At 68.2% G+C, this 13,831-nt stretch carries 14 protein-coding genes and 1 pseudogene; 7 read left to right on the top strand and 8 right to left on the bottom strand.

Annotation, left to right across the window (positions count from 1 at the left end; all coding sequences use genetic code 11):
* Nucleotides 1-121 precede the first annotated feature (121 nt).
* Together rseA and sigE are read right to left on the bottom strand one after the other, a co-directional pair.
* A complete protein-coding gene (gene rseA / locus A5747_RS10395; RefSeq protein ID WP_076123728.1) occupies nucleotides 122-514 on the bottom strand; it encodes an anti-sigma E factor RseA in 393 nt (130 codons plus the stop codon).
* Between the two features lie 127 nt (nucleotides 515-641).
* Nucleotides 642-1,405 (bottom strand): annotated as a pseudogene (gene sigE / locus A5747_RS10390) (RNA polymerase sigma factor SigE); the annotation flags it as partial.
* A 203-nt stretch (nucleotides 1,406-1,608) separates the two neighbouring features.
* On the opposite strand from sigE, the gene A5747_RS10385 reads away from it, so the two are divergent.
* The 6 genes from A5747_RS10385 to A5747_RS10360 all read left to right on the top strand — a co-directional run bounded on the left by A5747_RS10385 (nucleotide 1,609) and on the right by A5747_RS10360 (nucleotide 7,970).
* Entirely contained in the window at nucleotides 1,609-2,283 is a 675-nt protein-coding gene (locus A5747_RS10385) for an O-methyltransferase (RefSeq protein ID WP_076123726.1), read from the top strand.
* Nucleotides 2,284-2,368: 85 nt separating this feature from the next.
* Nucleotides 2,369-3,007 carry a TetR/AcrR family transcriptional regulator gene (locus A5747_RS10380; RefSeq protein ID WP_076123725.1) on the top strand — a complete coding sequence of 213 codons (639 nt, stop codon included), beginning with the start codon at nucleotides 2,369-2,371 and terminating at the stop codon, nucleotides 3,005-3,007.
* A complete protein-coding gene (locus A5747_RS10375) occupies nucleotides 2,997-3,938 on the top strand; it encodes an ABC transporter ATP-binding protein (RefSeq protein ID WP_076123792.1) in 942 nt (313 codons plus the stop codon). Before A5747_RS10380 ends, A5747_RS10375 begins: the two co-directional genes overlap by 11 nt.
* Nucleotides 3,935-5,578, top strand: coding sequence for an ABC transporter permease (locus tag A5747_RS10370; protein ID WP_142245518.1), 1,644 nt, complete (start codon nucleotides 3,935-3,937; stop codon nucleotides 5,576-5,578). The genes A5747_RS10375 and A5747_RS10370 overlap by 4 nt, the downstream gene beginning before the upstream one ends.
* Nucleotides 5,579-5,591: 13 nt before the next feature.
* Nucleotides 5,592-6,266, top strand: coding sequence for an isoprenylcysteine carboxylmethyltransferase family protein (locus tag A5747_RS10365; RefSeq protein ID WP_076123789.1), 675 nt, complete (start codon nucleotides 5,592-5,594; stop codon nucleotides 6,264-6,266).
* A gap of 18 nt (nucleotides 6,267-6,284) precedes the next feature.
* Nucleotides 6,285-7,970 carry a CocE/NonD family hydrolase gene (locus A5747_RS10360; protein WP_142245517.1) on the top strand — a complete coding sequence of 562 codons (1,686 nt, stop codon included), beginning with the start codon at nucleotides 6,285-6,287 and terminating at the stop codon, nucleotides 7,968-7,970.
* A gap of 1 nt (nucleotide 7,971) precedes the next feature.
* Here A5747_RS10360 and glgC read toward each other — a convergent pair whose 3' ends face one another.
* The gene (glgC, locus tag A5747_RS10355) at nucleotides 7,972-9,186 is read right to left on the bottom strand and encodes a glucose-1-phosphate adenylyltransferase (protein ID WP_076064043.1); all 1,215 of its coding nucleotides are present in this window, start codon (nucleotides 9,184-9,186) and stop codon (nucleotides 7,972-7,974) included.
* Nucleotides 9,187-9,361: 175 nt separating this feature from the next.
* On the opposite strand from glgC, the gene glgA reads away from it, so the two are divergent.
* Entirely contained in the window at nucleotides 9,362-10,525 is a 1,164-nt protein-coding gene (glgA, locus tag A5747_RS10350) for a glycogen synthase (protein WP_076123722.1), read from the top strand.
* 25 nt (nucleotides 10,526-10,550) lie between these two features.
* On the opposite strand, the gene A5747_RS10345 is transcribed toward glgA, so the two are convergent.
* From A5747_RS10345 to folP, 5 genes are all read right to left on the bottom strand, one after another.
* Nucleotides 10,551-10,718, bottom strand: coding sequence for a DUF3117 domain-containing protein (locus A5747_RS10345; protein WP_003406247.1), 168 nt, complete (start codon nucleotides 10,716-10,718; stop codon nucleotides 10,551-10,553).
* A gap of 166 nt (nucleotides 10,719-10,884) precedes the next feature.
* Nucleotides 10,885-11,466 carry a DNA-3-methyladenine glycosylase I gene (locus A5747_RS10340; protein ID WP_076123788.1) on the bottom strand — a complete coding sequence of 194 codons (582 nt, stop codon included), beginning with the start codon at nucleotides 11,464-11,466 and terminating at the stop codon, nucleotides 10,885-10,887.
* A gap of 5 nt (nucleotides 11,467-11,471) precedes the next feature.
* A complete protein-coding gene (locus A5747_RS10335; protein WP_076123721.1) occupies nucleotides 11,472-11,840 on the bottom strand; it encodes a DivIVA domain-containing protein in 369 nt (122 codons plus the stop codon).
* Between the two features lie 33 nt (nucleotides 11,841-11,873).
* The gene (locus A5747_RS10330; protein ID WP_076123720.1) at nucleotides 11,874-12,815 is read right to left on the bottom strand and encodes a glucosyl-3-phosphoglycerate synthase; all 942 of its coding nucleotides are present in this window, start codon (nucleotides 12,813-12,815) and stop codon (nucleotides 11,874-11,876) included.
* A complete protein-coding gene (folP, locus tag A5747_RS10325) occupies nucleotides 12,812-13,687 on the bottom strand; it encodes a dihydropteroate synthase (RefSeq protein WP_076123787.1) in 876 nt (291 codons plus the stop codon). Before folP ends, A5747_RS10330 begins: the two co-directional genes overlap by 4 nt.
* Between the last annotated feature and the right edge of the window lie 144 nt (nucleotides 13,688-13,831).

Here is a 13,831-nt window from a genome sequence, read left to right as displayed (position 1 = left end):
AAATCCTCGTCTGAGCGCTCGAAAACCGCCTAATACAGGGCCCTTTACCGGGCGAGCACCAGGCACGGCATTGTCCGTGTCCACCCTAGTATCCACGGTTTTCCGATTACGGGGACTCAAGCTAGGAGCGCTTGCGCCGGTTGCGCGCGTCGCGGTCGGCGAATCCGTCGGGCAGCCGGGAGGTGTCATCGGGCGAACTGTGCGGAATATCCGCCAGCATTCCGAGCAACCCGCTGGGGATACGGATCGGCTGCGAGTCGCGCAGTGCGGCACGCGCCCGGCTCTGATCTTCGACCTCGGCCGCGCATTGCGGGCAAAGCGAGAGGTGATGGGCGGCCCGCAGATGGGCGTTCATCCGCAGTTCGCCGTCGACGAAAGCCGCGATCGCCTCGACGGACAAATGCTCGGTCGAGCCGAACCGGCGCGGCGCGCCGACGGGCGCATCGCTTTGGGAGGCGAATTGGGCGGGGAGCCAGGAGAACGCGCGGCGGAACACATGTCCTCGCTCGGACATCACCAGCTCCTTTCGCTGCTACGTACCCCTCGAATGTAGCGCGACGAAGCGCCGAACACCCGCCTCGAGACCCCAACGCTGCACTATTGTCACCGCGCGTGAGCCGACTCGCGCAGCGGATGACCCGCCGTATTACGCCGACTTGGTGTGCAGCGCACCGCCGTTTTCGTGGTGCGCCGCCAGGTAGTCGCGCAGCGCCTGACGCCCGCGGTGGATGCGGCTGCGCACGGTGCCCAGCTTGACGCCCAGGGTGGCACCGATCTCCTCGTAGGACAGACCTTCGATGTCACACAGCACCACCGCGGCACGAAACTCCGGTGGCAGCGAATCCAGGGCGGCCTGCAGGTCGGGGCCGAGCCGCGAGTCGTGGTAGATCTGCTCGGGGTTCGGTTCGTCGGCGGGAACCCGGTCGTAGTCCTCGGGCAACGCTTCCATCCGGATGCGGGCGCGCCGGCGGACCATGTCGAGGAACAAGTTGGTGGTGATGCGGTGCAACCAGCCCTCGAAGGTTCCGGGCTGGTAGTTCTGCACCGACCGGAAGACGCGGATGAACGTCTCCTGCGTCAGGTCCTCGGCGTCATGCTGGTTGCCCGACAGCCGGTAGGCCAGCCGGTAGACGCGGTCGGCGTGCTGGCGCACCAGCTCGTCCCACGACGGCATGGTTGCCTTGTCCCCGGTCGCATCGAACACCGCCGTTCCCTGCAACGCGTCGGGCGTTTCCACCCACTCGTCGTCTCGGCACTCCTGCGCGTGAGACATGCTGCTCGGGCTCAAAAGCGTGGTGATGATTGGGTCCTCCGGGTTCGCCCTGGCGTCAGGGTCTGATAATTCGTCAGCGGCAACGCGAACTCGCCACTGTGTATTCCCGGTCCAGTACCCGCCGCGTTCCATAGGCAAACCGTCGCGCATCGGCGTATGCGCGACATAGGAGCACACTGAGGTTTGGCTGAGAAACCATATCGTTACCTGCGATACGCAGGGCGTATCCACCGCGCAGTGAGTTTCGTTGCGCCGCGGCTTCCGGGCGTGTCGGCGTGGTCGGGCTCAGGCGCGCCTGACCTACTGCACCGCGAATCCGGCATACGCTGCCGGTCATGGACGGTACCGATAACGGCGCGGTGGCCCCCGGCCATGCGGCCCCCAGCCGAGCCGAGGCACTTTCCGCGCACGCCGAGGGGTCGATATCGGAAGACGCGATCCTGGCGGGCGCCCGCGAGCGCGCGATGGACATCGGCGCCGGGGCGGTCACGCCCGCGGTGGGTGCGCTGCTGAGCCTGCTGGCCAAGCTCAGCGGCGGCAAGGCCGTCGCCGAAGTGGGCACCGGCGCTGGGGTCAGCGGACTCTGGCTGCTGTCGGGCATGAGCGACGACGGCGTCTTGACCACGATCGACATCGAGCCCGAGTACGTTCGCCTCGCCAAGCAGGCCTTCGCCGAAGCCGGCATCGGGCCGTCGCGCACCAGGCTGATCAGCGGCCGCGCCCAAGAGGTCCTCACCCGGCTCGCCGACCAGTCGTATGACCTGGTGTTCGTCGACGCCCACCCGATCGACCAGCCCGACTACGTCGTCGAGGGCGTGCGGTTGCTCCGATCCGGCGGTGTCATCGTGGTGCACCGGGCCGGGCTGGGCGGGCGCGCCGGCGATCCCGCGGCGCGCGACGCCGAGGTCGTCGCGGTCCGCGAGGCGGCCCGGTTGATCGCCGAGGACGAGCGGCTCACTCCCGCGCTGGTGCCCCTCGGCGACGGCGTGCTGGCCGCGGTCCGGGACTGACCGGCGCGCGTCGCTGATTTCTTTACGGATTCCTAACGGCGTGCCTCATTGACGTCGGACTGAACGCGTGTTTAGTGTACTGAACATGCGTTCAGTCGACCTGACCGCAGCCGCCCGGATCCGCGACGCGGCGATCGAGCAGTTCGGTCAGCGCGGCTTCGACGTCGGGCTGCGGGCCATCGCCGAGGCCGCGGGGGTTAGCGCCGCGCTGGTCATCCATCACTTCGGCTCGAAGGACGGCCTGCGCAAGGCGTGCGACGAATACATCGCCGAAGAGATCCGCGACACCAAGTCGGAGACGATCAGGTCGAACGACCCGGCCACCTGGTTCGCGCGGCTCGCCGAGATCGAGGAATTCGCCCCGATGACGGCCTACCTGGTGCGCAGCATGCAGACCGGCGGCGACCTCGCGAAGGTGTTGTGGCAGAGGATGATTGAGAACGCCGAACAATACATGGAAGAGGGCGTGCGAGCCGGGACGATCAAACCCAGCCGCGATCCGAAGGCCAGGGCCAAGTATCTCGGCATCACCGGCGGCGGGGCCCTCCTGCTCTACATCCAAATGCACGACACGCCAACCGATCTGCGTGCGGTCCTCCGGGACTACGCGCGGGACATGATTCTGCCGGCCCTCGAGATCTACACCGAGGGCCTGATGGTCGACCGCACCATGTACGACGCATTTCTGGCCGCAAATGATCAAGGAGAATCACATGGCAGCTGAAAACACCGCACCCATCGAAATCCGGGATCTGACAAAGAATTTCGGAGCCGTGCGAGCGCTGGACGGCCTGAACTTGACGGTGCGCGCGGGAGAGGTGCACGGGTTCCTCGGACCCAACGGCGCCGGGAAGTCCACCACCATCCGCATCCTGCTGGGCCTGGTGAAGGCCGACGGCGGAACCGTACGGCTGCTGGGCGGCGACCCGTGGACCGATGCCGTCGAGTTGCATCGCCAGATCGCCTACGTGCCGGGCGATGTCACGCTGTGGCCCTCACTGACCGGCGGCGAGACGATCGACCTGCTGGCCCGAATGCGCGGCGGCATCGATGACAAACGCCGCGACGAGCTGATCGAGCGCTTCGACCTCGACCCGCACAAGAAGGCGCGCACGTACTCGAAGGGCAACCGACAAAAGGTCTCCCTGATTTCGGCCTTCTCGTCGCGGGCCGGTCTGCTGCTTTTGGACGAACCCAGCAGCGGGCTGGACCCGTTGATGGAGAACGTATTTCAGCAGTGCGTCGCCGAGGCCCGAGACCGAGGTGTGACGGTTTTGCTGTCCAGCCACATCCTGGCCGAAACCGAGGCGCTGTGCGAACGGGTGACCATCATTCGGGCCGGCAGGACCATCGAGAGCGGTTCGCTGGACTCGATGCGTCATCTCAGCCGTACCTCGATCAAGGCCGAAATGACCGGCGATCCCGGCGATCTCACTCGGATCAAAGGTGTCGAAGACATCAGCTTCGACGGCAACACGTTGCGTGCCCAGGTCGACAGCGAAAGCCTGGGGGAACTCATCCGGGTGCTCGGCGACGCCGGCGTGCGCAGCCTCGTCAGTCAGCCACCGACCCTAGAAGAGCTCTTCCTGCGCCACTACGACACGGCCGGCGACGGTCAGCGTGAGCGCAGCGGAAGGAAGGTTTCGGCGCTATGAGCACCGCGGTTCTGGATCGGCCGCGCCCTCCGGCGCACCATGGGCCGCAACGCAGTTCGAATTTCTCCGGGACGCTTGGGATGCTGCGCCTGTATTTGCGCCGCGACCGGATCTCGTTGCCGCTGTGGGTGCTGCTGCTGTCGCTTCCCTTGGCGACGGTGTACGTCGGCAGCATCGAAAAGGTCTACCCCACCCAGGCCGGCCGCGCCGGATTTGCGGCCTCCATCATGGCCAGCCCGGCCCAGCGCGCGCTCTACGGGCAGATCTACAACGACAGCCTTGGCGCAGTTGGCATTTGGAAAGCGGGCATGTTCCATGTGCTGATCGCGGTGGCCGTCATCCTCACGGTGATCCGGCACACCCGCGCCGACGAGGAGACCGGCCGGACCGAGCTGATGGACTCGACGTCCGTCGGCCGCTACGCCAGCCTCACCGCGGCACTGATGTTGTCTTTCGGGGCCTCGATCGCGACCGGCGCGATCGGCGCGGCGGGATTGCTCAGCACCGACGTCCCGCAGGGCGGATCATTGGCTTTCGGGGCGGCGCTGGCCGGCTCCGGCGTGGTCTTCACCGCCGTCGCGGGGGTGGCCGCGCAGCTGTCGCCGAGCGCGCGATTCGCCCGCGGTGTGGCGTTCACGGCGTTGGCGGCGGCGTTCACGCTGCGCGCGATCGGCGATGCCGGCTCCGGCACGCTGTCGTGGCTCTCGCCGCTGGGCTGGTCGCTGCAGGTTCGGCCGTATGCGGGCGAGCGCTGGTGGGTGCTGCTGCTGCACCTGGCGACGGCGGCCGTGCTCACGGTGGTGGCGTATCGGCTGCTGGCGGGCCGTGACGTCGGCGCCGGGCTCGTCGCCGAACGCGCCGGCCCCGGTAGGGCCGCGCCGGTGCTGGGCAACGTCTTCGGGCTGGCGTGGCGGCTGGACCGCGGCGCCCTAGTCCTATGGACCGTGGGCCTGTGCCTGTATGGGCTGGTGATGGGCAGCGTGGTGCACGGCATCGGCGACCAACTGGGCGACAGCACCGTCGCGCGCGACATCGTCGCGCGGATGGGCGGCACCAGCGTCTTGGAGGAGGCGTTCATCGCGGTGGCGTTCGCGATGCTGGGCATGGCGGCTTCCGCCTTCGCCGTCTCGCTCACCTTGCGGCTACACCAGGAGGAATCCGCCCAGCGAGCCGAGACCACCCTGGCCGGCGCGGTCTCGCGGACCCGTTGGCTGGCCAGCCATTTGATCGCCGCGCTGGCCGGCTCCGCATTCGCGATGCTGGCCTGCGGCGTGGTGGCCGGACTCGTGTACGGCACCGCGGCCGGCGACGTCGGCGGCAAGTTGGCGACCGTCGTCGCGACCGCGGCGGTACAACTGCCCGCGGTCTGGCTGCTGTCCGCCGTAACGCTCGCATTGTTCGGCATCGCACCGCGATTCACGCCGGTGGCGTGGGGCGTGCTGGTCGGATTCGTCGCCCTGTACCTGATCGGTTCGCTGGCGGGGTTCGGGCAGTGGGTGCTCGATCTCGAACCGTTCGCCCACATTCCGCGGATCGGCAGCGACTTCACCGCAGTGCCGCTGCTGTGGCTGCTGGCCATCGACGCGGCACTGATCATCGTGGGAGCCATCGCTTTTCGACGGCGTGATCTACGGCAGTAGGAAGGACACAATCGTGAAAACCGCTGTTAAGTTGGGGGTTTCGAGCCTCATCGGGCTCGCAGTCGTGGGCCTTATCCTGTTCTATCCGGCGGGCACGTTCGACTATTGGCAGGCGTGGGTTTTCATCGCCATCTTCACGATCGCGACGCTCGTCCCGAGCGTGTATCTGGCTCGGACGAACCCGGCGGCCCTGCAGCGGCGCATGCATGGCGGGCCGCTGGCCGAGGGCAGGACGGTCCAGAAGTTCGTCATCATTGTGGCCTTTCTGGCGCTCTTCGGGATGATGGCGATCAGCGCACTCGACCACCGGATGGGGTGGTCGTCCGTGCCCGCCGTGGTGTGTGTGATCGGCGACGTCCTGGTGGTGACGGGGCTGATCATCGCGATGGCGGTGGTCATCCAGAACAGTTACGCGGCCGCCACCGTGCGGGTGGAGGAGGGCCAGAAGCTGGCCTCCCGCGGCCTGTACAAGCTGGTGCGACACCCGATGTACTCCGGGAATGTGATCTTGATGGTGGGCATCCCCCTGTCGCTGGGCTCCTACTGGGGGCTGTTGGGTCTGACGGTCGGTCTGCTGGCGCTTGTCCTTCGCATCCTCGACGAGGAAAAGCTGCTCACCCAGCAATTGGCCGGATACCGCGAGTACACGCAGCGGGTGCGCTATCGGTTGATACCGAATGTGTGGTAACGGGCCTATGGTATGGCCGTGGCCCGCAATCCGGCACCTGCACTCGACCGGCCGTGGCGGCGTTCTGGCGCCCTGCGGTATGCGCTGGGCCGGCTGCGCGGCATCGCCAGACCGCCGGTAACCGTCACCGATCCACCGCGAGACCTCGTCGTCGACACCGACGTCGAGGTGTCGACCCGTGACGGAACAGTGCTGCGGATCAACGTCTTCCGGCATTCCGACGTCACCCGCCCGGTCATCCTCAGCATCCACCCGTACGGCAAGGACAATCTGCCGAAGCGGCGGGGCAAAAAGTGGACGTTCTCCATGCAGTACCGGATGCTGCGCCAGCCGATGCCGGTGCGCTTCTCGGCCCTGACGGGCTGGGAGGCACCCGACCCGAGTTGGTGGACCGCGCAGGGCTTCACCGTCGTCAACGCCGACTCGCGCGGCTGCGGCCATTCCGACGGCACCGGAAACGTGCTCTCGCGCCGGGAAGCCGAGGACACCTACGACCTCGTGCAGTGGATCGCCGACCAGCCGTGGTGCGACGGCAACGTCGTGATGCTCGGCGTCTCGTACTTGGCCATCAGCCAGTACGCCGTCGCCGCGCTGCGGCCGCCCGCGCTGCGGGCGATCTGTCCGTGGGAAGGGTTCACGGACGCGTATCGCGACCTGACCTACCCGGGCGGTGTGCGGGAGTGCGGCTTCACCCGGATGTGGTCGCGCAACCTGTCCCGCGATACGCGGCAGACCTATGCCCTCGTCTCGATGCAGGACGAGCATCCCCTGCGCGACGATTTCTGGCGCTCGCTGGCGCCAGACCTGTCGGCCATCACGGTTCCAATGCTGGTCTGCGGCAGCTTTTCCGACAACAACCTGCACTCGCGCGGCTCGGTCCGGGCCTTCATGCAGGTGGGCTCCGCCCACGCCCGCCTCTACACCCATCGCGGCGGCAAGTGGGCGACGTTCTACTCCGAGGACGCACGGGCCGAGCAGCTGAACTTCTTCCGCGGCGTGCTGGACGGCGCGTCCGCTTCGCGCAGTGTTCGCCTCGAGGTGCGCGAGGATCGTGACACCATCGCCGCAGTGCGCGAAGAAGCCGACTGGCCGCTCGCCCGAACCCGTTGGCGGCCTTTATATCTGGGCGCTGCTGGGGCGCTGGCATCGGAGCAGCCGGCCGAGGCTGGCCGGGTCGAGTTCGAAACGCTTTCCCGCGCAGCAGCATTCAGCTACACCTTCCCCGTCCAGACCGAGCTGACCGGTCCGATGGTCGCGCGGTTGTGGGTAGAACTGGACGGCTGCGTTGACGCGAACCTGTTCGTCGGCGTGGAGAAGTGGCGGGACGGGCGGTTCGTCGAATTCGAGGGGTCCTACGGCTACGGCCGTGACCGCGTCACCACGGGCTGGCAGCGCGTCGCGCTGCGGGCCCTGGACCCCGAGCTGTCGCGGCCGTGGGAGCCGGTCGCGACATGCGCGGAGCCGCAGCCGCTGTCGGCCGGCGAGGTGGTCGCCGTCGATGTCGCGCTGGGCCCGTCGGCGACGCTGTTCCACGCGGGCGAGCAGCTGCGGCTGGTGGTCGCGGGGCGCTGGCTGTGGCCGCGCAACCCGCTGATCGGTCAGATGCCGGCGGCCTACCGGAACTCACCGCGCGGTCGGGTCACCCTGCACTGGGGGCCGAATTATGACGCGCATCTGCTGGTCCCGGAGATCCCCGGACAGTGAGCTAAACCCAGACGCCCTTGCCGACCGCGACCACGCCGCCGGCGCTGATCGCGAACCGCTCGCGGTCCTTTTCCAGGTCGACGCCGACCATCTCGCCGGGCCCGATGACGACGTTCTTGTCCAGGATCGCGTGGCGCACCACGGCGCCGCGCCCGACCCGGGTGCCCGGCATGATCACGCTGCCCTCGACGATCGCGCCGTCGTCGACCACGACGTTCGATGACAACACCGAGTTGCGCACCGAGGCCGCCGAGATGATGCTGCCGGCGCCGACGACCGACTCCTGCGCCGAGCCGCCGTTGACGAACTTCGCGGGCGCCAGGTTCTCCGTCGCCCCGCGGATGGGCCAGCGCCGGTTGTACAGATTGAACACCGGGTGCACCGACACCAGGTCCATGTGCGCGTCGTAGAACGCGTCCAGCGTCCCGACGTCCCGCCAATAGGCCCGGTCCCGGTCGGTGGCCCCGGGCACCTCGTTGTCGGAGAAGTCGTACACCGCGGCTATCCCGTCGTCCACCAGCCGCGGGACGATGTCGCCACCCATGTCGTGGTCCGAGTGGTCGTCGTCGGCGTCGGCGCGAATCGCGTCGATGAGCACCTTGGTGGTGAAGATGTAATTGCCCATCGACACGAACGTCGTGTCCGGATCATCCGGAGTTCCCGGCGGGTCCAGCGGCTTTTCCACGAAGGCGCGGATCCGGCCGGAGTCGTCGGCGTCGATGCAGCCGAACGCGGTGGCCTCGGCGCGCGGTACCCGGATGCCGGCCACGGTTGCGCCGGCGCCGCTGTCGATGTGGAACCGCACCATCTGCTCGGGATCCATCCGGTACACGTGATCGGCGCCGAAAACCACTATGTAGTCCGGGTCTTCGTCGTAGATCAGGTTGAGCGACTGATAGATCGCGTCGGCGGAGCCGGTGTACCAGCGCGGGCCCAGGCGCTGCTGCGCCGGCACGGGGGTGATGTACTCGCCGGCCAGGCCCGACAGCCGCCAGTTCTGCGATATGTGGCGGTCCAGTGAATGCGACTTGTATTGGGTGAGAACGCAGACCCTCAGATAGCGGGCGTTGACGAGATTGGAGAGTACGAAGTCGATCAGCCGGTAGGCGCCACCGAAGGGGACCGCGGGTTTGGCCCTGTCCGCGGTCAGCGGATACAGCCGCTTGCCTTCGCCGCCGGCCAGGACAACACCCAGCACGTGTGGCGCTTCCCTCATGGTTCCAAACCTAACGGCAGCCGCGCAGTGCTGCCAGGGGCAACGCCCTAGCCCTCCCGATCGGGCAGGCCCTGACGGGCTGTCCGTCAAGGTATTTGGCTCGGCTGGACGCCGCGGCGACAGATCGTCCCGCCCGACTCGCGGATGGTGCCGTCGGCGAACTACGGTGCGGAGTATGCGGGTGGCGATGATGACGCGGGAGTACCCACCGGAGGTCTACGGCGGGGCCGGCGTACACGTCACCGAGCTTGTCGCACAACTGCGCCGGCTGTGCGCGGTCGACGTGCACTGCATGGGCGCGCCGCGTCCCGATGCCCTCGCGTATCAGCCCGACCCGCGGATCCACGGCGCCAACGCCGCCCTGTCCACCCTGTCCGCCGACCTCTTGATGGCCAATGCGGCATCGGCGGCCACCGTCGTGCATTCGCACACGTGGTACACCGGCCTGGCCGGGCATCTGGCCGCGCTGCTCTACGACATCCCGCACGTGCTGACCGCGCATTCGCTCGAGCCGCTGCGGCCGTGGAAGGCCGAACAGCTCGGCGGCGGCTATCGGGTGTCGACGTGGGTGGAACACACCGCGGTGCTGGCCGCCGACGCGGTGATCGCGGTCAGCTCCGGCATGCGTGAGGACGTGCTGCGGGTCTACCCGACGCTGGATCCCAGCCTGGTACATGTCATTCGGAGCGGGGTCGACACCGACGTGTGGTATCCGGCCGGGCCGGGGCGCATTGGGTCGGTGCTGGCCGACCTCGGCGTCGACCCGAGCCGCCCCAGCGTTGCGTTCGTCGGGCGGATCACCCGGCAGAAGGGCGTGTCTCACCTGCTGGCGGCCGCGCACCGCTTCAGCCCCGACGTGCAGTTGGTGCTGTGCGCCGGAGCTCCCGACACCCCGGAGATCGCCGACGAGATTCGCTCGGCCGTGGCCGCTTTGGCCCGCACTCGCACCGGGGTGTTCTGGATCCGGGAAATGCTGCCCCTCGGGCAGCTACGCGAAATACTTTCGGCGGCAACTGTTTTCGTGTGTCCGTCGGTCTACGAGCCATTGGGCATCGTGAACCTGGAGGCGATGGCCTGCGGTACCGCCGTGGTTGCGTCCGACGTCGGCGGGATACCCGAGGTGGTCGTCGACGGGGTCACCGGATCGCTGGTGCATTACGACCCCGACGACGCAGACAGTTACCAGGCCGGGTTGGCCGAAGCCGTCAATGCGTTGGTCGCCGACCCGGAACGGGCGGAGCGCTACGGCCGCGCGGGGCGCCAGCGCTGCATCGAGGAATTTTCCTGGGCCCGCGTCGCCGAGCAAACGCTGGACATCTACCGGAAGGTGGGTGCGTGACTCCGCCCGGCAGACCGTAGCGGGTCTAGCTGGTGACGCCCTTGAGTTCGTCGCCCAGAGCGGCGGCTTCGTCGGGCGTCAACTCGACGACAAGGCGGCCACCACCCTCAAGTGGTACCCGCATTACGATGCCGCGCCCCTCCTTGGTTGCTTCCAGAGGACCGTCGCCGGTCCGGGGCTTCATCGCCGCCATCGAATGCTCCCTCCAAGTTCGAGCTGACCCGCCTTCGCGGACCGGGTCGGCGCCGAGCACGCCCCGCCAGTGGATTTCCAGCCATACCCGACATTGAACTGCCAAATCACTCCCCCATTGTTCCCTATTCGGGTCGGCAGTTACACAAAGACCCGGCTCTCGCGCCTCACTGGACTTGCGCGGGCACCCAGCAAGCACGGATATGGTCGTCCACCATGCCGGTCGCCTGCATCAGCGCATAGGCGGTGGTCGGCCCGACGAAGCGGAACCCGCGGCGTTTGAGCTCGCGCGCCATGGCCTTCGATTCGTCGCTGGCCGAGGGGATTTCAGACGCGTCGGCGGGCCGGGGTCGCCGCGGCGGCGCGAACGACCAGAGCAGCTCGGAAAGGTCGTCGGGAGAGCCGAGCTCGGCCGCGGCGCGGGCGTTGGCGATCGTCGCGTCGATCTTGGCGCGGTTTCGGACGATCCCGGCGTCGGCCATCAGCCGCTCCACGTCGGCTTCGGTGTAGCGGGCGACCTTCTCGACGTCGAACCCGGAGAAGGCGCGCCGAAAATTGTCCCGTTTGCGCAGGATGATCAGCCACGACAGGCCGCTCTGGAAGGCTTCCAGGCTCATCCGTTCGAACAACGCCACCCCGTCGCGGGTTGGGCGGCCCCATTCCTGGTCGTGGTAGTCGCGGTACAGCTCGAAGTCGGCTCCGGGTCGAAGGTCCGCCCAGCCGCAGCGAACCAGATCCTGATCACTCAAGTCGCTCACACAGTGTCCTGACGATCCTCGCCGTCGTCGGGTTCCACCGCATCGCCCTCGGCCTGTTTCTCGACGACCTCGGCGGCCGGTGCGGGGTGGGCGGCGGCCAGCTGCCCGCGCAACGCCTCCAGCTCGCGGGCCAGCCGATCGAGCACCCAGTCCACCTCGCTGGTCTTGTAGCCGCGCAACGCCTGCGTGAATTTGACGGCGTCGACGTCGGCGCCCGTGACGCCGTAGGCGGGCAGCACCGTCGCGGTCGTCCCGCGCGGCAGCGGCGGCAGCTGCTCACCGCGGCCGAACAGCAGGCTGGCGGCGCCGAACAGCACGATCGCCACCAGCACCAGCACGACCAGGTAGAGCAGAATCAACGCCACGGGAACGATATTGCCCTATCCCGCCGACACCGATCAGCGTGGCCGCAACACATTCATCGGCGGGCGGTCCACCAGCGACACCGGCGAGGTCTGCCGCGTGTAGCCGTCGCCGTCGGCGAAGAACTGGGTCAACCCGGCCCCGGAGTCGGGCAGGCCGCACCTCGCGAACAGGGTCGCGATCACCTGCCGGCTCATCGCACCCAGCTCCGAGAGCGGCCGATTGCGATGCGCCCGCACGCCGAGATTGACCTGAGCGATCGCGTCCAGGCCCAAGCGGTCGAAGGTGTCGACCAGCAGGCCGATCTCCACGCCGTATCCCGGTGCGAAGGGCAGCGACATCAGCAGCTCCCGGCTGGCCGCGTACTCGCCGCCGAGGGGCTGCAGCACGCAGCCCAGCTCCGGTCGCAAGGCCGCCAACAGCGGCCGGGCCACCAGCTCGGTGACCCGCCCGCCCCCGGTGGCCCCGGCATCGCCACTGGAATCGCCGACCTTGAGTGGCCGCCGGTAGAAGCTCTTGACCAGGTGGACGCCGTCACCGGTGAGCAGCGGGCCGACCAGCCATGGCACGAACATCGGGTGCGGGTTGATCAGGTCGGAGTCGACGAACACCACGATGTCGCCGCTGGTGGCCGCGAGCGAACGCCACAGCGCCTCGCCTTTGCCGGGCCGCGTCGGGATCTCGGGCAGGGCCTGTTCGCGGCTGACGACGCGGGCGCCGGCGGCGATGGCGCGGATCTCGGTGTCATCCGTCGAGCCGGAGTCCAGCACGATCAGCTCGTCGACCAAACCATCGACCAGCGGCGAGATGCTGTCGATCACCGATTCGATGGTTTCTTCCTCGTTGAGCGCGGGCAGCACCACCGAAATCGTCCGCCCCGCCTTGGCTTCTTCCAACTCGGCGACGGTCCAGCGCGGGCGGTTCCAGAGCAGTCTGTGGCCGGTGAGATCGCCGGCGATCAGCTCCGATGCGGTCATGCGAGCCCCCTCACGGTGCGCGCCGGCTGGCGCAGGCCCTGGATCGAGGCCACCATTTCCAGCACCCGGCGGGTGGCCGCGACCTCGTGCACCCGAAACATCCGGACGCCGGCCGCCGCCGCCAACGCGGTGGCCGCCAGCGTCCCCTCGAGCCGTTCGGTCAGGTCCACACCCAAAGTCTCCCCGACGAAATCCTTGTTGCTCAAAGCGAGCAGGACGGGCCATCCGGTCTTAACAAGATCGCCAACGTGGCGCAATAAGGCCAGCCCGTGGAAGGTGTTCTTGCCGAAATCGTGGGTCGGATCGATCAGCACCCGGTCGCGGGCCACACCGGCCGCGACGGCCCGCTCGGCGGCCTCGGTGACCTGGCGAATCACGTCGTCGACCACGCCCCGGGTGGTGGTGCCGTAGCTCACCCGGAACGGACGCGTGCGCGGCAGCGCCCCGCCGGTGTGCGAACAGACCAGCCCAGCATCGAACTCCGCGGCCACCTCGGCCAGGGCGGGGTCGTGGCCGCCCCAGGTGTCGTTGATCAGGTCCGCGCCGGCCGCGCAGGCCACCTTCGCCACCTCCGAACGCCAGGTGTCCACGCTGATCAGCTGGTCGGGGTAGGCGTCGCGCAGCCATTCGACGAACGGCACCAGCCGGGCGATCTCGGTGTCGGCGTCGACGTCGTCGCCCGGGCCGGCTTTGACGCCGCCGACGTCGATGACGTCCGCGCCCTCCTCGACGGCCCGGTGTGCGGCGGCCCTGGCCGCGTCGTCGCTGAAGGCCGCACCCTTGTCGTAGAACGAGTCCGGCGTGCGATTGACGATCGCCATGATGAGCGGGCGATCGGCGGCGACCGGTCGGCCGCACAACGTTGACTGCACACGTACATGGTGCCTGGCCTTGCTCGCGAGCGTGCGGCCCGCCGCCCACACCCCCCCCAACGCGCGGCGGGCCGCACGTTCGGGCGTAAAACCGAGCGGAGCCTTACGGTCGCTTACCCGCCGCGAGGTGCGGGTATTAGAGGG

Origin of the sequence: Mycobacterium sp. IS-836 (assembly GCF_001954275.1) — a bacterium.
Classification (GTDB): Bacteria; Actinomycetota; Actinomycetes; order Mycobacteriales; family Mycobacteriaceae; genus Mycobacterium.
This window is presented reverse-complemented; position numbering and strand designations above follow the sequence as displayed.